At 72.3% G+C, this 18153-nt stretch carries 15 protein-coding genes and 1 pseudogene; 7 read left to right on the forward strand and 9 right to left on the reverse strand.

All coding sequences use genetic code 11. The features are described 5' to 3' along the window. Positions 1-129: 129 nt before the first annotated feature. Entirely contained in the window at positions 130-1968 is a 1839-nt protein-coding gene (locus tag MF406_RS00715) for a hypothetical protein (protein ID WP_242896132.1), read from the reverse strand. Positions 1969-2241: 273 nt separating this feature from the next. On the opposite strand from MF406_RS00715, the gene MF406_RS18630 reads away from it, so the two are divergent. Then, positions 2242-2367, forward strand: a complete 126-nt coding sequence (locus tag MF406_RS18630; protein ID WP_256463918.1) for a hypothetical protein — start codon at positions 2242-2244, stop codon at positions 2365-2367. A gap of 6 nt (positions 2368-2373) precedes the next feature. Next, positions 2374-2679: a hypothetical protein gene (locus tag MF406_RS00720; RefSeq protein WP_242896133.1), complete on the forward strand. Its 306-nt coding sequence runs from the start codon at positions 2374-2376 to the stop codon at positions 2677-2679. A 189-nt stretch (positions 2680-2868) separates the two neighbouring features. On the opposite strand, the gene MF406_RS00725 is transcribed toward MF406_RS00720, so the two are convergent. Next, a complete protein-coding gene (locus MF406_RS00725) occupies positions 2869-3318 on the reverse strand; it encodes a DUF6788 family protein (protein WP_242896134.1) in 450 nt (149 codons plus the stop codon). Between the two features lie 226 nt (positions 3319-3544). On the opposite strand from MF406_RS00725, the gene MF406_RS00730 reads away from it, so the two are divergent. Beyond that, entirely contained in the window at positions 3545-4039 is a 495-nt protein-coding gene (locus MF406_RS00730; protein ID WP_242896135.1) for a nucleotidyltransferase domain-containing protein, read from the forward strand. A 132-nt stretch (positions 4040-4171) separates the two neighbouring features. Beyond that, entirely contained in the window at positions 4172-4579 is a 408-nt protein-coding gene (locus MF406_RS18825; RefSeq protein WP_305852978.1) for a DUF6343 family protein, read from the forward strand. Positions 4580-4972: 393 nt separating this feature from the next. On the opposite strand, the gene MF406_RS00740 is transcribed toward MF406_RS18825, so the two are convergent. Together MF406_RS00740 and MF406_RS00745 are read right to left on the reverse strand one after the other, a co-directional pair. After that, positions 4973-5824: an amino acid-binding protein gene (locus tag MF406_RS00740; protein ID WP_242896136.1), complete on the reverse strand. Its 852-nt coding sequence runs from the start codon at positions 5822-5824 to the stop codon at positions 4973-4975. Between the two features lie 120 nt (positions 5825-5944). Further along, a complete protein-coding gene (locus MF406_RS00745; protein ID WP_242896137.1) occupies positions 5945-6142 on the reverse strand; it encodes an LUD domain-containing protein in 198 nt (65 codons plus the stop codon). A 795-nt stretch (positions 6143-6937) separates the two neighbouring features. On the opposite strand from MF406_RS00745, the gene fucO reads away from it, so the two are divergent. Continuing rightward, positions 6938-8068, forward strand: coding sequence for a lactaldehyde reductase (fucO, locus tag MF406_RS00750; RefSeq protein WP_242896138.1), 1131 nt, complete (start codon positions 6938-6940; stop codon positions 8066-8068). Positions 8069-8109: 41 nt separating this feature from the next. Here fucO and MF406_RS00755 read toward each other — a convergent pair whose 3' ends face one another. The 5 genes and pseudogenes from MF406_RS00755 to MF406_RS00775 form a co-directional block, all read right to left on the reverse strand. Continuing rightward, positions 8110-8757, reverse strand: coding sequence for an LUD domain-containing protein (locus tag MF406_RS00755; protein ID WP_242896139.1), 648 nt, complete (start codon positions 8755-8757; stop codon positions 8110-8112). Continuing rightward, on the reverse strand, positions 8757-10340 hold the full coding sequence (locus MF406_RS00760; protein ID WP_371744556.1) for a lactate utilization protein B: 1584 nt from the start codon (positions 10338-10340) through the stop codon (positions 8757-8759). Before MF406_RS00760 ends, MF406_RS00755 begins: the two co-directional genes overlap by 1 nt. Before the next feature lie 191 nt (positions 10341-10531). Continuing rightward, positions 10532-11284, reverse strand: a pseudogene (locus tag MF406_RS00765) ((Fe-S)-binding protein); the annotation flags it as partial. A 14-nt stretch (positions 11285-11298) separates the two neighbouring features. Further along, a complete protein-coding gene (locus MF406_RS00770; RefSeq protein ID WP_242896141.1) occupies positions 11299-12273 on the reverse strand; it encodes a class II aldolase/adducin family protein in 975 nt (324 codons plus the stop codon). Next, the gene (locus tag MF406_RS00775) at positions 12270-13286 is read right to left on the reverse strand and encodes a rhamnulokinase family protein (protein WP_371744557.1); all 1017 of its coding nucleotides are present in this window, start codon (positions 13284-13286) and stop codon (positions 12270-12272) included. Before MF406_RS00775 ends, MF406_RS00770 begins: the two co-directional genes overlap by 4 nt. Positions 13287-13370: 84 nt before the next feature. Here MF406_RS00775 and MF406_RS00780 point away from each other — a divergent pair, with 84 nt between their 5' ends. Together MF406_RS00780 and MF406_RS00785 are read left to right on the forward strand one after the other, a co-directional pair. Beyond that, on the forward strand, positions 13371-15518 hold the full coding sequence (locus tag MF406_RS00780) for a DNA methyltransferase (RefSeq protein WP_242896142.1): 2148 nt from the start codon (positions 13371-13373) through the stop codon (positions 15516-15518). Between the two features lie 3 nt (positions 15519-15521). Further along, positions 15522-18134: a DEAD/DEAH box helicase gene (locus tag MF406_RS00785; protein ID WP_242896143.1), complete on the forward strand. Its 2613-nt coding sequence runs from the start codon at positions 15522-15524 to the stop codon at positions 18132-18134. Positions 18135-18153 lie beyond the last annotated feature (19 nt).

Here is an 18153-nt window from a genome sequence, read left to right on the forward strand (position 1 = left end):
GGCCGGGCCGGTCCAGCCGGGACGACGGCGACCGGCCCGGTGCTGCCGGTCCGCCATCAGCCCAGCGCCGGAGCATGGCGACGGCGGCCGGCCACGGTGCAGCCTCACGCGGTGCAGCCGGTGCGCCCGTCACGCCAGGGCCAAGACCACGGCGACGGCGGCCACCACCAGGGCCGCCCAGGCCGCGGCGACCGCCCCGCCGACCGCCGCCCACCGCCGGGTGCTCCACCGCCGCGGCTCGCCGGTGGCCAGGGTGCGCACCCACACCCGCGCCTCGGCGGCGGCGGCCGCGCGGAACAGCGCCAGGGTCGTGGCCGCGACCGCCACCGCGAGCCCGAGGACGGCGACCGTGCCCAGCAGCAGCGCGGCCACCCCGGTCCCGGTCACCGGGGTGGGGCCGGTGGCCGCGAGCGCCCAGCCGACGGCGGCGTCGACGGCGGCGAGGAGCCGCGGACCCACCGGGTGCACGCCGGCCAGCGTCGCCCCCACCGCGCCGTAGTGCGCCCGGGCGGCGGGCACGGCGAGGGCGCCGACCGCCACCACCGGCGGGAGGAGCCGCAGCACCAGCGCCAGCCAGTCCCGCCGCGCCCAGGGCGTCCAGTTGGCGCCGGTACCGTCCGGGTCGGCCAGCGCCCGGCGGGCCCGGACCCCCCGCGCGGCCCCCAGCCGGGCCGGCTCCGACAGGTGGCCGGTGAGGTGATGCAGCACCCGGGGCACCGTCTCGGCCCAGTCCTCGCCGTAGCCGACGTGGTCCCCGATCACCTGCATCTCGCCGGGGACCATGACGAACCGGTAGGTCCCGGCGGCCGGCTGGGTCACCGGCCGGCCGTTGGGCACCAGGTCGAACGGCGCCCACAGGTCCAGCCAGTCCACCCCGGCGACGGCGCCGGGTGTGGGCAGCGCCCCGCCACGGCCGGCGGCGAAGGCGGTGACCTGGTGCCGGGCGGCCGCGGCGAGGGCGAGGAGCGCGGCGAGGGTCACGCCCAGGGTGAGCGCCGCCGTCGGGAGGGGGCCGAGGGCGCCGAGGGTGGGCAGGGCGAGCAGCCAGACCAGGCCGGTGGCGACGATCGGCACCCGCGTCCAGGTCGGCGGGGTCAGCACCCGCATGTCCTCCAGGCGGCCGTGCGCCCCGCCGAGGGTGGTCAGCCGCGCGGGCCGCCGGTGGGGCGGCAGGCGCTGCAGGACGGCATGGCTGAGCGCGGCGCCCTGGGAGGTGGCGAGGACGTGCACCCGGTCGGCGCCCCACCGGTCCACCTCGGCCGCGACGACGGCGCGCACCCGCTGCTCCATCCGGGCCCGCGCCACCGGGCGGATGAGAAAGCTCTGGACGTCGCCGACGTTCTGGCTCAGCAGCGTCAGCACCCGCGCCGCACCGTCGCGGACCCGGGGGGAGGGCACCGCCGTCGTGACCACGAGGAGCACGACGGCGACCAGCAGCACCGGGCCGACGAGCGCCAGCAGGACCAGCCCGAGCGCGATGGAGTAGGCCGGCGCGAACGGCCGGAGCTGGTGGACGACCGCCGGCGGGCGGGACCGGGCCGGCGCCGGGGGTGGGGCGGTGCGGGCGGCCCGGGCGGCGCGGGCCTCGAGGACCATCTGGGTGACGGCGAAGCTCGGCGCGAACCAGAGCAGCCAGCGCAGGACGTCGGCCGGCCGGGGCGCCTCGAAGGCGTCCGCCCAGTGCGCCTCGACCAGCCGGAGGCGGACCACGGGGTCGGTGACCACCGGGTCCGGGTAGGACCCCGGCGCGCCGACCTCGACGACGGCGCTCACCGGCTCCCGGTCCCGCGCCGCCCGGCCGGTGCTCAGCGCCGTGACCTCGGTCGGGGCACCGCGCCGGTCCTGGAGGGCGGTGAACCGGAGCAGGTCCTCGGTCCACCGCTCCAGGGTCTGGCCGCGGGGCTGGGTGCCCATGCCGTGGACGAGCACGACGCTGACGTCGGGCTCGGGCGCGGCTGACTCGGCCATGGGCTCAGCATGCGGCAGGCCACCGACACCGGGTGGCCGAACCGGCCGTCCGCGCACCGGCACGTGCGCCGCCGCCTCGTCCGCCTGGTGCCGCAGGGGCCCGGCCGTAGTCTCGGGAAGCGAGTCAACTACGGCGCGCAGTTGAGGCCGTCTCATCCCGTCCCTCGAGTTCGCGAGTCCGCAACCACGGCGTCCCAGGGCTGGTCGAGACTGATCGACCTGGGAAGCCCCGGCTCGCGGTACGCAGGCGCATTGCGATGCATTGCAACTGCCATGTACGCTGCTGGCCGGTACCTCCTGGTCGTGCTCACCGAGGCGATCGAGGGCCGTGACTATGTGGTGACCGCACGCGAGATGACGAGCGCCGAGCGCCAGGCCTTCCAGCGCACGGGAAGGTGAGATGAGATGAGCAAGCTGGACGAGATTGCCGCCCACGCCCAGGAGCACGACTTCTCCGAGGAGATGGAGCGGGGAGTCTGGGAAGACGAGACCGAGACGGATCCCATGGTCACCACCTCACTTCGGCTGCCCAAGTCGCTGCTGGACTGGGTGCGCGAGCGGGCCGCCACCGAGCACGTGCGGCCTAGTGCGTTGATCCGACAGTGGATAGAGCAACGTCGAGACGCGGGCAACGCGGTTGACGTCGGCGACCTTGCGGCCCGTCTCGACCGCCTCGAGCGCGCCGTGTTCTCCGACTCCAGCGGCTCCTGACGGGCCGCGCGGCGGTACTCACCACCGCCGGTGGACCGCGTGGCAGCAGGCGCTGTCGACACTCCAACGCACCGCGGTCCACCGGGCCGCGGCAAGCGGGTCCCCGGACCGGGTCAGGTCAGCCGCGGCGTGCACCAGATTCCCGGGCCTCGTGCGCGGCGGCCCCGGCGACGTAGTCGGACAACCCGCTCAGGGCCTCTTCGTCCTCCGCCCGCTCGCCGGGCTGGCGGCAGAGCCCCCTCCTTCCCTGCCGGTGGCAGGGTCGGCGCCCCGGGGGCGGCGCGGTGGTGACCCGACCCGGGCCTTGCAGAGCTGTTCGTTGATCTCGACGTAGTCCTCCACCAGCGCGGCGAACCGGGTATAACTGTCCAGCTCGGCGCGGACCTGGTCGACCTGCTCGAGGGGGATGTACTGCCCGCGCGAGCCACCCGGGCCCTTCGCGGTCCGGGTCCACAGAGCCCGGGGCCCGTGACCCTGCTCCCCGGGGCGGGCGCAGCGGCAGCCGGGCTTGCCGCACCTGCGGTAGCCCACCTGCAGCGAGCCGCGCCGGAACCGCGGCACCGCGGCGATGCGCGCCAGCACCACCTGCGCGAGCTCCTCGAGCTGGTCCACCGTCATCGCCGAGTAGTCCTTGCCCATGCCACCCTCCCAAGCCTGATCATGGACCCAGCATTCAGACTAGGGGCGCCGTCTCAATCCCTGATCGGCAGCCTCCTGGTTGCTCTCACCGTCTCGATGCCACCGGGTCGGAGAATGGAGTCGAACAGGCGCCCGGGAACCGACTCCCGCTAACGGTCACTACCGGGCCAGGCAGCCCCGCGCGTTCAGGAGATCCAGCATCAACGAGCAACGACGGACGGACAGGATGAGCGAACGAGACGTCGTGCGCCTGCTCGCTCTTCTTGCCGAGAAGGGCGTAAGGCCCTGGATCGATGGCGGGTGGGGCGTCGATGCACTCCTTGGACGTCAGACCCGCGAGCACGCCGATCTAGACATGGTGATCGAGGATCGAGACGAAGCTGCCACGGTCTCCGTCTTGGAAGGTGAGGGCTTCCAAGCAGTCCCGATGTGGTTCACGACCCCGGTGCACACCGTCTGGCGACACGAGGACGGGCGCGTCGTGGACCTCCATGTCGTTGTGCTGGACGACGACGGCTCCGGAATCTACGGCGACGAGGGTGTCTATCCGGCCGACGGGCTGACCGGACGGGGGCGCATCGGGGGCGACGACGTCCGGTGCATCAGCGCCACCGCGCAGGTCGAGTTTCACCGCGGTTACGAGCTGCGCGACCAAGACCGCCACGATGTCGGGTTGCTCCATGCTGAGCTTGGCGTGCCCCTGCCTCCCGAGTACCGATAGCGGTTGTGACCTCGAGCTGGATGCGGTGGCTCGGTCATGGGCTCCTGATGCGGCGGCGGCCCACCCAGACCGGACGCTGAACCGATCGTCCGGGCACTGGGCAAGTGCGCTCCCACCTCCTACGGTGTGGCCATGGCGGGCATCGAGGGAGAGGACCGGCCGGACGGGATGGGCCGGGGACGCCGCCCGGCGGACCGAAGCTCGGCGGACCGGGGCGCGGCGGATCGAGGCGCGGCGGACCAGGGCCCGGACGAGGACGCCGCCGCGCGGGACCGGGAGCGGGAGCGCTACGCCCGCGGGCTGCCGGACTACCACGACCCGACCGCCGGCTGGGGCGGCGCTCCGCCGGCCCGCAGCGCCCTGACGCTCCGGCTGGTCCTGGCCGTCTTCGGCCTGGTGGCGGGCTTGCTGCTGGCAGTGTGGGCGATGCGGGTGGACGCCCCGGGCTGGCTCGTCGCACTGCCCATCATCATGGCGGTGACCGCCGTGGTGGACATCGTCGTGGTCGCCCGACGCAAGCGCCGCGGCGAGCCGGGCTGAGCGAGCGGGGAAGCGATCTACGGGTTTGCGCGGGCTCCAGCCGCGGATGGGCTTGGCCACCGCTGCCGCGCACGTCGGACCCACTGCCCGGGCAGGCGTGCCCTTTGACCGATCGGCGGTGATCCCTTAAACGGATCGGCGGCGACGGCTCCGCGGCCCCCGAGCGGCGCATGTCTGTACTCGCTGTGGCGGCTTGGTCCCGGCTTGAAGCCGCCACAACGAGTATAGAGATGGAGGCTCTCCGCCACGGACCGGCGTGCCCATCGAATCCGGCGGGAGGTGGACGACGAGAGCCCGGTCCCTCGCGGGGGCCGGCACCAGCGCGGGTCGGCCGCGGTGCAACCGAAGTTCGCCGGTAGGCGCTCCGGCGGCGGCTCCCCCAGCCGGCCCAGGTCAGGCCGGCGCCTGCATGGGTGGTGGCCGGTGCCGCGTCCCGCGGCGCTCGACGACCTCGGCGAGCTCGGCGAGGCGGTGCGCCCGGGCCGACTCGGCCGGGGTGAACGGCTGCCCGGGTCGGGCGAAGACGTGCGCGCCGTGCCAGGTGGCGGGCACCTTCAGCATGGTCGCGCCCGGGGCCAGGTGCGAGGTGGGCAGCGGCGTCCCCGGCGCCGCGACCACGTGCTCGGCGTCGAGGAGTTCGGCCACCGCCGGCGCCAGCTCGGTCGGGTCGGTGGCGACCCGGACGGCGAGGGTGAGGGCCTTGGTCTGGCCGTCGACCAGCGCGAGCGCGGTGGTGGGCCAGACCTGGGGGTCGGTGCCACCGGCGTCCTCGACGGCCTCGGCAAGGTCCCGGGCGGTGATGTGCTCCGGCGTCGCGACGACGAACTCGTCGATGACGCCCTCGCCGGCCGGGTGCAGGTGCATGCCCAGGATGTTCGCCTCGAGGTGGGAAAGCTGGTGCGTGATCGCACCCAGCGCGCCCGGGGTGTCCTCCACCGTGGTCCGGATGCGCCACAGGTTGCCGGCCGCGGCGTCGTAGCGACGGCGCTCGCGCAGCACCGGGGCGTGCAGCCACCGCCGCAGGACCCGCATGACCGAGGGCTCGGCGACCCAGACCGCCAGGGCCGTGGCCGCCAGGGACAGCACGAGGACCTTGGTGAAGAACGAAAGGTGGCTGCCGATGACGAGCGCGTGGACGGCGAGCTCGACGGGCAGCATGGCGGCGACGTGCGCGACGGTCAGCCGGGCCCGGCGCGGCGCCGGCAGCCGGCCGCAGACCTCGCAGGCGAGCTCGGCGGTGGACATGGGCAGAGCGTGCCCCGGACCGGTTTCCGGGGTGTTGCGTCCGGCGAACAGTCAGGGAAACTCTGCGCCGGTGCCGGCCTGGGCGACCAGGGCTGCGCCGGGTGCCGAGAGTGACGGCGCTCAGTCCACCAGGACGACGTCGAGGGTGCGGGGCCCGTGCACGCCCTCGACCCGCTGGAGCTCGATGTCGCTGGTGGCCGAGGGACCGGCGATCCAGGTCAGCGGCCGGGCCGGGTGCTGGCCGAGGATCGCCACGGCCTCCGGCACGGTGACGACGACCTGCGCCCGGTGCACCACGCAGACGTGGCGGTCGGGCACCAGGGTGAGGGCGCGCCGGCCCTGGTCCGGGGCGCCGTCGAGGACGTGCCGGTCTCGGCGCTCACGCCCCGGGCCGCGGTGAGGACCGCACCGGCGCGGTCGAGCGTGCCGTTGCTCAGCGGCGCGTCCGCGGTGTCGGTGGCGACGGGCAGCCCGGCGGCGGTGAGCGCGGCGGGCCAGGCGGGCGGGAGGCCGGGCGGGACGACGACGGTCCCGGCGTAGCCGAGCACGTCGGCGAGGGCGGCCGGCAGCGCATCGGCGTCGCTGCGGTGCACCCGGGCGCGGTAGTCAGCCAGCCGGTCCAGGAGCAGGTCGACGGCGGCCGCGGAGCCCGCCGGGACGTCGCCGGTCGTGCGGTACACCCATGCGGGTGCGCTCGGCCACCGCGGCGGCGTCCCGGGCCAGCTACCTGTCCGGAGGCGGCAGCTCGCGGCCGCCCACGCGAACGGTCCCGGCTTCCCGGCCGACGATCCGGACGACCGACTGCGCCACCTCCGACCGTCCCGCGCCCATCAGTCCCGACGAGGGCGACCATCTCGCCGGCGCTCCCGTTCCGGGTCCGCGAGGTCTACGCGACGGCCGCCGCCACATACGCGGCGGGTCCGCTCGACGGCGAATCGGGAGCCGGCCGCAGGCGGGCAGGCGGCGCCGACCCTCCTGACCATGGGACCTTGGACCGCGGCCCCCGGTCGCACCGCCTGGCTACGCTGAAAACGGCTCACAGCAGCGGCCGCGCATGCGGCCCGGAGTCGCGGCGACGCCGCGGGACGAGGACGGTGCACAGTGGCACAGCGGATGATCTGGAACCAGACGGCCTACTTCGGGGCCGGCTGCATCTCGGTGATCCCAGAGGAGCTCCAGCGGCGACGGTTCACCAAGGCCATGGTGGTCTCCGACAAGGTGCTCGTGGACTCCGGGGTCACGGCGCGCGTGACGGCGCTGCTCGACGAGGCCCGGTTCCCCTACGAGATCTACAGCGACGTGCTGCCGAACCCGCCGATCGAGAACGTGCAGGCCGGTGTCGCGGCCTTCGCCGCCGCCGGGGCCGACGTGCTCATCGCCGTCGGCGGCGGGTCCCCGCAGGACACCTGCAAGGCGATCGGCATCATCACGGCCAACCCTGAGTTCTCCGACGTGCGCTCCCTCGAGGGCGTGGCGGCGACGACGAACCCGTCGGTGCCGATCATCGCCGTGCCGACGACGGCGGGCACCGCGTCGGAGACCACGATCAACTACGTCATCACCGACGTCGAGCGGCAGCGCAAGTTCGTGTGCGTCGACCCGCACGACATCCCGATCATGGCGGTGGTCGACCCCGAGATGATGGCCACCGCCCCCCGCGCCCTCAAGGTGGCCACGGGCCTGGACGCGCTGACCCACGCCATCGAGGGCTACACGACGGCGGAGGCCTGGGAGCTCTCCGACCTGTTCCACCTCAAGGCGATCCAGGTCATCGCCGCCTCCCTGCGCGCCGCGGCCGACGGCGACCCGGAGGCCATGGAACGCATGGCGCTGGCGCAGTACGTGGCGGGCATGGGCTACTCCAACGTCGGGCTCGGCCTCGTGCACGCGATGGCCCACCCGCTGGGGGCCTTCTACTCCGCCCCGCACGGCGTGGCCAACGGCATCCTGCTGGCCCCGGTGATGGCGTTCAACGCCGAAGCCACCGGGGAGCGGTTCCGGGACATCGCCGCGGCCTTCGGGGTGGAGGGCGCCGCCGAGATGGACATCGAGACGGCCCGCACGGCCGCCATCGACGCCGTCGCCGCGCTCACCCGTGACCTCGGCAATCCGACGACGCTGCGTGAGATCGGCGCCAAGGAGGAGGACATCCCGGCCCTCGCCCTGGCTGCCTACGACGACGTGTGCGCCGGGGGCAACCCGCGCCAGGCGACGGTCGCGGAGATCGAGGAGCTGTACCGGTAGATCTTCTGATCGGAAGGACGACGGCCAGCCGGGGCGAACCCCTAGGCGTCAGGCGAGACCAGCACCACATCCAGCGTGCGTGGCCCGTGCACGCCCTCCACACGCTCGAGCTCGATGTCGCTCGTCGCCGACGGCCCGGCGATCCAGGTCAGCGGCCGGGTGGGGTGCTCGGCCAGCACCGCGACCGCCTCCGGCACGGTGACGAGCACCTGCTCGGCCCACAGCACGCACACGTGCCGGTCCGGGACGAGCGTGAGGGCCCGCCGGCCCTGGTCGGGGGCGCCGTCGAGCACGATCGTGCCCGTCTCGGCGATGGCGAGCCGGACGGCCGTGAGCACGGCGCCGGCGGCGTCGAGCACGTCGTTACCCAGCGGCGCGTCCGCCGAGTCGGGCAGCGCCCGTGCGCGGACGTCATCGGCAAGCCAGTGCCCCGGCAGCTCCGGCGGCACGACGACGGAGGCGGCGTCGGCCAGTAGGGCCGCCAGGGCGGCCGGCAGCTGCGATGCGGGGCAGGTGTGCACGCGGGCCCGGTAGTCCACGAGGCGGTCCGTCAGCAGCTCCAGCGCCTCCGGCGAGCCCGGGGCGATCGCGGCGTGCGCGCGGTAGGCGCGCGGGACCGGCGTCGCGGCGGCCGGGGCGCGGCCGAGGGCGTCCGTGACACGGGCGAGGATGGCCTCCCGGGCCTCCATCACCGCTTCCCGCCGGCTCGCTCGTCACCCTCGACCTCGATCTTGGCCTCGACGCCGGAGCCTGCAGGGCCGGGACGCTCGGCCTCGTGCCGGCGCCACCACTGCCGGAACGACTCCCGTGGCGGGGCGGGCAGGTCCCTGGACCCGGTCCACAGCGAGCCGGGGAACGGCAGGCGGCCGATGCGCTCCTCGCGGGCGAGCGCCCGGCCGGCGCGGGCGGCCGCGGCGGCGGCGCCGAAGCGGCGGCCGGAGGACATCACCGCGCCGGCGGCGCTCATCGCGGCCGACCAGCCGGTGGGCACCGGGCGCCGGTCGGCGGCGGTGTTGACCCGGTCGCGCAGGTGCACCAGCGCGGTGGGGATGTCGATCTTGACCGGGCACGCCTCGAAGCACGCCCCGCACAGCGAGGACGCGAACGGCAGTGTGGCGGTGGGGTCGGCCGGGTCCACCGGGTCCGGGCCGGTGCCGGTGCCTCTCAGCAGCGGGGTGAGGATCGCGCCGATCGGCCCGGGGTAGACCGAGCCGTAGGCGTGCCCGCCGGTGTGCTCGTAGACCGGGCACACGTTCAGGCACGCGGAGCAGCGGATGCAGTGCAGGGCCTGCCGGCCGATGTCGTCGGCCAGGGCCTTGGTGCGCCCGTTGTCCAGCAGCACCAGGTGGAAGGCCTGCGGGCCGTCCCCGGGCGTGACCCCGGTCCACATCGAGGTGTACGGGTTCATCCGCTCCCCGGTGGAGGACCGCGGCAGCAGCTGGGCGAAGACCTCGATGTCGGCGAAGCGGGGCAGGACCTTCTCGATGCCCATCACGGTGATCAGGGTCTCGGGCAGGGTCAGGCACATGCGGCCGTTGCCCTCGGACTCGAAGACCGCCACGGTGCCGGTCTCGGCCACCGCCAGGTTGGCCCCGGAGACGGCAACCTTGGCCTGGAGGAACTTCGCCCGCAGGTGCGCCCGCGCGGCCATCGCCAGCGCCCGGGGGTCCTCGCTCAGCCCGGCCGGCGCGCCGGCCATCCGCTCGGCGAAGATCTCCCGGATCTCGTCGCGGTTGCGGTGGATCGCCGGGACGAGGATGTGCGAGGGCATATCCCCGGCGAGCTGGACGATGAGCTCGGCCAGGTCCGTCTCGGTGGCGGTGATCCCGGCGGCCGCCAGGTGCTCGTTCAGCCCGATCTCCTGGGTGGCCATGGACTTGACCTTGACCACCTCCCGCTCGCCGGTGGCGCGCACCAGGTCGGTGACGATCCGGTTGGCCTCGGCGGCGTCCCGGGCCCAGTGCACGACGCCGCCGCGGGCGGTGACGTTCTCCTCCAGCTGGACCAGGAGCTCGGGCAGGCGGGCCATCGCCTCCTGCTTGATGGCCGACCCGGCCTCGCGCAGGTCCTCCCAGTCGGGCAGCTCCCCGGTCACCTGCAGCCGCTTGTCCCGGATGGTGCGGGTGGCCCGGCGCAGGTTCGCCCGGACCTGCTGATTCCCCAGCGCCTCGTGCGCGGCGGCGGGGAACGTCGGCCCCCACCGCAGCGGGTCCGCCGGCGCCTCGGCGGGCAGCGGCCGCACCCGGGGCATCCCGAGGAACGTCGCGCTCACCGGGGCTCACCGCCCCGGTCGGCGACGGCGGGCGCGCCGGTGGGTGGCGGGGTGTGCGGCGCCCCGGGGGTAGCGGCGGGCACGACGGCGGCCCTCCCGGCGGGCGCAGGTGCGGGAGCTGCGGACGGAGCGCCGCACGCCGAGCCGGCATCCGCCGTCCCCGCCCGGTCGACCGGCAGCACCGCCGGCACCCACGGCCGCTCCGGGGTGGCGGCGAGGATCTCGGCCAGGTGCGCCACGTGCACCCCGGTCCGCCCGCGGGACAGGGCCCCGGCGATGTTCATTAGGCACGAGTAGTCCCCGGCGGTCAGCACCTCCGCCCGGGTGCCGACCACGTTGCGCACCTTCTCCTCGACCATCGCCGTCGACGTCTCGGCGTTCTTCAGCGCGAAGGTGCCGCCGAACCCGCAGCACGAGGCCGCCTCGGGCAGCTCGACCAGGTCGATGCCGGCGACGGCGCGCAGCAGCCGCAGCGGCTTGTCCCCCACGTGCAGCAGCCGCAGCGAGTGGCAGGTGGGGTGGTAGGTGACCCGGTGCGGGAAGTGCGCGCCGACGTCGGTGACGCCCAGGACGTCGACGAGGAGCTCGCTGAGCTCATACGTCCGCGCGGCCACCCGCGCGGCGTCCCGGGCGAGCCCGGGCTCCCCCTGGCGCTCGGCGACCATGGCCTGCTGGTGGCGGACCGAGCCCACGCAGGAGCCCGACGGCGCCACGACGGCGTCCCACTCGCCGTCGAGCACCGGGGCGAAGGCCCGCACGTGGTTGCGGATCACCGGCAGGGCCTTGCGGTAGTACCCGGTGTTAACGTGCATCTGCCCGCAGCACGCCTGCCCGGCCGGGAAGACCACCTCGTGCCCGAGCCGCTCGAGCAGCACCGCCGTCGCGGCGGGCGCCTGCGGGAACAACGCGTCGTTGACGCAGGTGGCGAACAGCGCGATCCGCACCCAGCACCTCCCTTTCAGACGAGGGTAGTCCTCACGTCGAACGCCTCGACCACCTGGCGGGTCTCGGCGCGGGTGAGGCCCTCGGCGCGGCCGCCGGCGACCAGGTCCATGTACTCGTAGCGGGCGCCGGTCTCGGCGTAGTCGGTGCGGTCCACCGCCCGGGTGACCGACAGGTCCGACCGCGCCATCACCCCGTGCTTGCTCCACAGCACGATCTGGTGCTCGCGCAACCCCGCGACGTTGGCGGCCATGAGCTCGGCGCTGCCGGGCACCATGAACTCGAGGACCTTGACGCCCTCGGGCAGGGCGACGACGGACTCCGGCTCCCAGCGCAGCAGCCGGGCGTTCAGCACGGCGGCGTCCCGGTAAGCGGGGATGTGGCTGAGGTAGGTCAGGTGGGGCGGCTGGGCGTGGACGACGGCCTGGAAGACCTCGCCGCGGCGGCCCACCTGGTCCGCGTGCACCGCGAGGTGGGAGTTCAGCTCGCTGGTGAGCCGGTCGAACAGGCGCCGGGGGGAGGTGTGCAGCGTCGCGGTGGCACCGCCGGGGTGCACCCGCAGGGCGCCGACGTGGGCGAGCGGGTCCGCGGCGATCTGGCGCAGGCGGCGGCCGGACCCGGTGACGAGGAGGGTCTTGCCGGCGAGCGCCGGCACCGCCAGCGGCAGGTCGACCTCCGCACTGAGCGGGAAGCGTCGGCGGACCTCCACCTCCCAGCCGAGGTAGACGGAGATGTTCCCGGCACCGGCCTCGGAGGCGTCGATGTCGCTGATGCGCTGGCCGCCGGCGCCCATGCTGGCGAGGATCTCGTCGAGGTCGGGGTAGGGCTGGGTGACGGGCATGGCGGGTGCTCTCCTGTGCTGGCTGGACGCGGGGACGTGCGGGGCGGGCAGCGGGTCGGTGGCCGGCAGGTCCGGTGCGACGACGACGGCGACGGCGGGCGAGCCGCGGCGGGCGAGCCGGGGAGCTCGTCGTTGTTGCGGCTCGGTCATCGCGGCCGTCCCGAGGAGACCAGCCGCGCCTCGGCCTGCGCCCAGCGGTCCACCGAGCCGGTGGGCTCGTACCGGTGCACCGGACCGGCCTGCGCGGCCGCGCGACGCAGCTCCACCAGCCCGCCGTTCAGCGCCCGGGTCGCGCGGGCCTGGACGAGGATGTTGCCCAGCGCGGTCGCCTCGGCGGGGCCGGCGAGGACGGGCAGGCCGGTGGCGTCGGCGGTGAGTTGGCACAGCAGTGCGTTGCGTGATCCGCCGCCGACGACGTGCACGACGGTGACCTCGCGGTCGGCGAGCTCGGCGGCCTGGTGGACGGCGCGGCGGTGGGCCGGGGCGAGGGAGTCGACGATGCACCGCGTCACCTCGGCCGGGGTGGTGGGCGGGGGCTGGCCGGTGCTGGCGGCCGCGGCGGTGATCCGGGCCGGCATGCCTCCGGGCGGCAGGAAGGCGGGGTCGTCGACGTCGATGACGCACCGCAGCGGCGGGACCTCGGCGGCCTGGGCGAGCAGGGTGGCCAGGTCGACGTCGTGGCCGCCGGCGTGCCAGGTGCGCAGGGACTCCTGCAGGAGCCACAGGCCCATGACGTTGCGAAGGTAGCGCACCGTGCCGTCCAGGCCGAGCTCGTTGGTGAAGTTGGCCGCCCGGCTGGCCTCGGTGGTGACCGGGGCGGGCAGCTCGAGGCCGACCAGGGACCAGGTGCCGCAGGAGATGTAGGCGAAGCCGGGCTCGGTGGCCGGGACCGCGGCGACGGCGGAGGCGGTGTCGTGGCTGCCGACGGCGACCAGCCGGGTGCCGGCCACCACCTCGGCGTGGTCGCCGGGGTCGAGGGGGCCCAGGACGGTGCCGGGCTCGACGAGGTCGGGGAGCAGGCCCGCGGCGGGCACCCCGAGGTCGCGCTCCAGGGCGGCGGTGACCTCGGTGGACCAGGTGCGCCGGCGCACGTCGAGCAGGCCGGTGGTCGAGGCGTTGGTGACCTCCGCGACCCGCTCCCCGGGTGAGCCAGTGGCAGACACGATCGTCACCCAGCCGGACGCGTCCGCCCGATGTCGGACCGCTCCGGCAGGATGGACCCCAATGGACAGAAGGAGCACGAACCTGTGAGCAACGAGCTGCGAGCGCTCCTCGCGCGCGTCGACGACAGCGACCCGGACACGGCAAAGGAGCTGCGCCGGCACATCGACGCGCTGCAGAGCCGACGGCAGTTCGGGCTGAACTTCGAGCGGCACACCCCGGAATCCGTCGCGCTCACCGGACGAGCGATCTCCGTGGGCGACAAGGTGCGCTTCCTGCCGCCGCGCGGCGAGACCGAGGTCGAATCGAAGGCGAACTGGATCGTCACCGCCATCTCGGGACCCAAGAACAAGCGCGTGGCCAGGCTGCTCGACCCGAGGTCCAAGGACGAGACCACGCGAGCGCTCGAGGACCTGGTCTTCGTCGCAGACTTCCGCGATCCGATCTATCCGGGCCTCGTCTCGACCGGGAAGGTCGAGCGCGGCGGCGACAGGCCGTTCCACGCAGTGATCAACGCCGAGAACTACCACGCCCTCGAGGCAATGCTGTTCACGCACCAGGGAAAGGTCGACTGCATCTACATCGATCCGCCCTACAACTCCGGTGCGAAGGACTGGAAATACAGCAACGACTACGTCGACGGCGACGACTCGTATCGGCACAGCAAGTGGCTCGCCTTCATGGAGCGCCGGCTGAAGCTCGCTAGACGGCTCCTGAATCCGAATGAGTCGGTGCTGATCCTTGCAATTGACGAGAACGAGGTCCATCGGGTGCACCTGCTGCTAGAGCAGATCTTCCCCGGATCCAAAGTGCAGATGGTCACTGTCTTGATCAACCCGGCTGGAGCATCCATCATTGACCAATTCTCGCGTGTCGATGAGCACTTGTTATTTGTTCACATCGGGACTGCGCGGCCGCAGCGCACGCTAACCGACACAACTCCCGGGACGTCCACCTTTGTGACGCAGGACGGGGAGGCCAAGCCCTTTCAGTGGGAGTCATTCCAGCGATCCGGCGGGAACTCCCGTCGGCAGGACACCAAAGCGAAGTTCTTTCCAGTCTGGATTCATGAGGAGACTGGGACCATCGTCGGTTGTGGCGATCACCTCCCAGAGGGGATGGACCGTTCAGAGGCCCCGTCCCCACCCGAAGGATGTATCGCGCAATGGCCTATCAAGCGCGACGGCACCGAGGCATGCTGGCAGCTCTCCGCCCCGACCTTCCGGCAATACCTCAAAGCCGGACGGATCAAGATCGGCACGCGCAAGAAGACGACCGGCCGGTGGGGCATCGGATTTGTCGGCAAAGGCGTGATGGCGGCCATCGAAGCAGGCGAGCTCGTCGTGGACGGCCGTGACGAAAAAGGTGCAATGATCATCAGGAATGCGGAGGGTCGGGTGCGGAGCCAGGTCGGCAAGACAATGTGGACCAACGGGTCCTATAGCGCCACAGAGCACGGCTCGACGTTGTTGCGGAACTTCCTCCCCCGACGGAAGTTTCCGTTCCCTAAGAGCCTCTACGCAGTTGAGGACGCGCTTCGCTATTACATTGGCCACAAGCCCGCTGCCGTCGTTCTCGACTTTTTTTCGGGCTCCGGAACCACGAGCCACGCTGTCATGCGCCTCAACCGGCAAGACAACGGCCGTCGCATGGCGATCGCAATAACAAACAATGAAGTCTCGCCTGACGAAGAGGCTGCACTTCGTAAGGACGGCTACCGGGCCGGCGATCCCGAGTGGGAAGCCCTCGGCATCTGCAAGTACATCACAGAGCCGCGACTGCGGGCGGCTGTTACCGGTGTCAACACTGACGACAAGCCGGTGCCAGGGACCTACCGCTTCGCCGACGAGTGCCCGATGTCCGAGGGTTTCGAGGAGAACGTCGAGTTCTTCACCCTCACCTATGAGAACCCGGCCCTGGTCGAGCTCGACATGGCTTTCGATCGCATCGCGCCCTTGCTGTGGATGCGCGCCGGATCCGAGGGTCGCCGCATCGACGAGCGCAGCGACACCTTCGACGTCGCCGACACCTATGCGGTGCTCTTCAACGTGGACGCGTCCCGGCCGTTCCTCGCGGCCGTCGACAAGGCCGAGGGCGTGCGGGTCGCGTACATCGTCACCGACGACGAGACGCAGTACCAGGCGGTCGCCGGCCAGCTGCCCGACGGCGTGGAGTCGGTGCGCCTGTACGAGTCGTACCTGCGCACGTTCCAGATCAACACCGGGAGGGCCTGAGCGATGCGGTTCACGCTGAAGGACTACCAGACGACCGCCGTCGACACGATCCTCACGACGTTGGGCTACGCGCGGGAGGACTGGCACAACCGGCAGCGGCGCACGGCGTTCGCGCTCTCGTCCACCACGGGCTCCGGCAAGACGGTCATGGCCGCGACGGCGATCGAGGCGCTGCTGCATGGCAGCGATGAGTTCAACATCGAGCCGGACTCCTCGGCAGTCGTGCTCTGGGTGTCCAAGGACCCGGCGCTGAACGCGCAGACCAAGAGCCGCTTCATCGAGTGCGCCGACCGGTTACCGTCCGGCGACCTGGTGCTGCTCGACAAGACGTACGCCGAGGACTCGCTGCGCACCGGGACCGTCTACTTCATCAACCCAGACAAGCTCCGCGACCGGGCCGACTTCGTCAAGCACAGCGACACCCGGCACGTCACGTTCTGGGAGATCATCGCCAACACGATCAAGGATGAGAGCAAAACCCTGTACATGGTCCTCGACGAGGCGCACGAGGGGATGAAGTCCCCGACGAGCGCCGAGCATACGATCGTGCAGAGGATCATCAACGGCAACGGTGTCAACCCGGCGGTGCCGATCGTGTTGGGCATTTCGGCGACGGTCAAGCGGTTCGACGAGGCGATGACCAGGGCTGGCGCATTCACCAAGGAGAAGAACGTCGTCATCGACCCCAAGGACGTGCAGGACTCCGGCCTCCTCAAGAGCGCGCTGACCCTCGACATCCCCGACGAGGACGGCGAATTCTCGACGACCATGGTCCGCGACGCCACGCTCGACTTCGTCGAGGTCTGCGAGACGTGGGACGCCTACTGCGACGAGCAGGGCATCGACCCAGTCGTGCCGCTGCTGGTCGCGCAGATCCCGAACAAGACCGCGGGGGAGCGGGACACCGAGAAGGGGCACAAGGAGGAGGACGAGATCATCCACCTCGTCCTGGAGACGGTCCGCAAGCACTGGCCGGACATGCCGGCGGACTGCGTGGCCCACGTCCTCGGCGACCGGTCGACGATCGAGGTGGGCTCGTACGAGATCCCGAAGGTCGCGCCGCAGGACGTCGAGCACGACCACCGGATCCGTGTCCTGCTGGCCAAGGACGCCGTCTCCACCGGCTGGGACTGCCCTCGCGCCGAGGTCCTCGTGTCGCTGCGCCCTGCGAGAGACGACACCTACGTCACGCAGCTGCTCGGGCGCATGGTCCGTACGCCGCTGGCTCAGGAGACCAGCGTCGAGCGCCTCAACGCCGCGTCCTGCTACCTGCCCTACTTCGATAAGGAGACGGCGAAGATCGTCGCCGAGGAGATCATGGGCATGCGCGAGCCCCGCTCGGGCGAGCGCGGCGCGGCGGTCAACAAGGTCATGCTCAAGCCCGTCACGCTGCACCGCAACTACGACGTGCCCGACGAAGTGTTCCAGCTCATCCGGGACCTCCCGTCGTTCCGGAAGCCGACCACAGCCCCGCGTCCGATCAAGCGGATCCTGAAGGCGGCGCAGGCACTCGCCCAGGACGAGCTGGTCGCCGATGCCGACCACCTGGCGCACGAGGCGATGTTCGCCGTGCTCGACAGCATCACCGAGGCCAACGTCGACGACATCGATGCGCAGGCCAAGCTGATCATGACCGCGAACATCCGCCGGATCCTGGTTGAGCGCGGCAAGGACGAGGCGACGGACTCGACCGACACCCGTGATGCCGACGCGGCCACGGTCGACGATGCGCTGCGGCACCTGAGGCGCATCCTGACTGCCTCGGTGGTCAACCGCTACCTGGGCCGCAACATGCAGGCGGCGATCAACGAGGGGTTCGAGGCCGGCGACCCGACGGCCGTCGACATCACCGCGATCCGAGCCCGAGTCGCCGCTCTGGCCTTCATCGACGCCGACGTGCAAAAGCCCGTGGAGGACGCAGCGGACTCGCTGACGCGCCTGTGGCTGACGACCAAGGCGAACGACATCGCCGGACTGCCTGACTCGCGGAAGCCGACCTACGAGGCGATCCAGGACATGGCGCGGGAGCCGGAGCGCGACGTCGTTGAGATCAAGACCGATGAGCGTGTCGACTCCGTGGACACGGACATGAAGCCGCTGCCCACCGAGAAGAAGCATCTGCTGTCGACCGCCGACGGCGACTACCCACTCGAGGTGAAAATGACGAAGAATCGCTGGGAGCGGGCCACGATCAAGCACGAGCAGGGCCTCGGCACGCTCGAGGGCTGGTACCGCAATCCATCGGCGGCGGGGAAGCACTCGCTGCGGATCGCGCACAAGTCGGGCGACGCCTGGAAATCGGTGCAGCCGGACTTCGTGTTCGTGCACCTCGTCGACGACGCGCTCCGCCCTTCGATCATCGACCCGCACGGGGCACACCTGGGCGACTCCACGCCGAAGCTAAAGGCGCTGGCCGAGTACGCCGACGAGCACGGCTCGCTGTTCGATCGGATCATCGCGGTCGGGATCGAGAAGGACGGCGTCCTGCAGGGCCTCGACCTCAAGAGCTCGAAGATCCGCCGCGCGGTCTACGAGTCGCCGGCGGACAGCGACTCCATCAAGCGGCTCTACGAGGAGCAAGGGACGAGGTACACGACCCTTCACGAGGGAATCTAGACCGGCGGAGGCGGGCTGA

Origin of the sequence: Georgenia sp. TF02-10 (assembly GCF_022759505.1) — a bacterium.
Taxonomy (GTDB): Bacteria; Actinomycetota; Actinomycetes; order Actinomycetales; family Actinomycetaceae; genus TF02-10.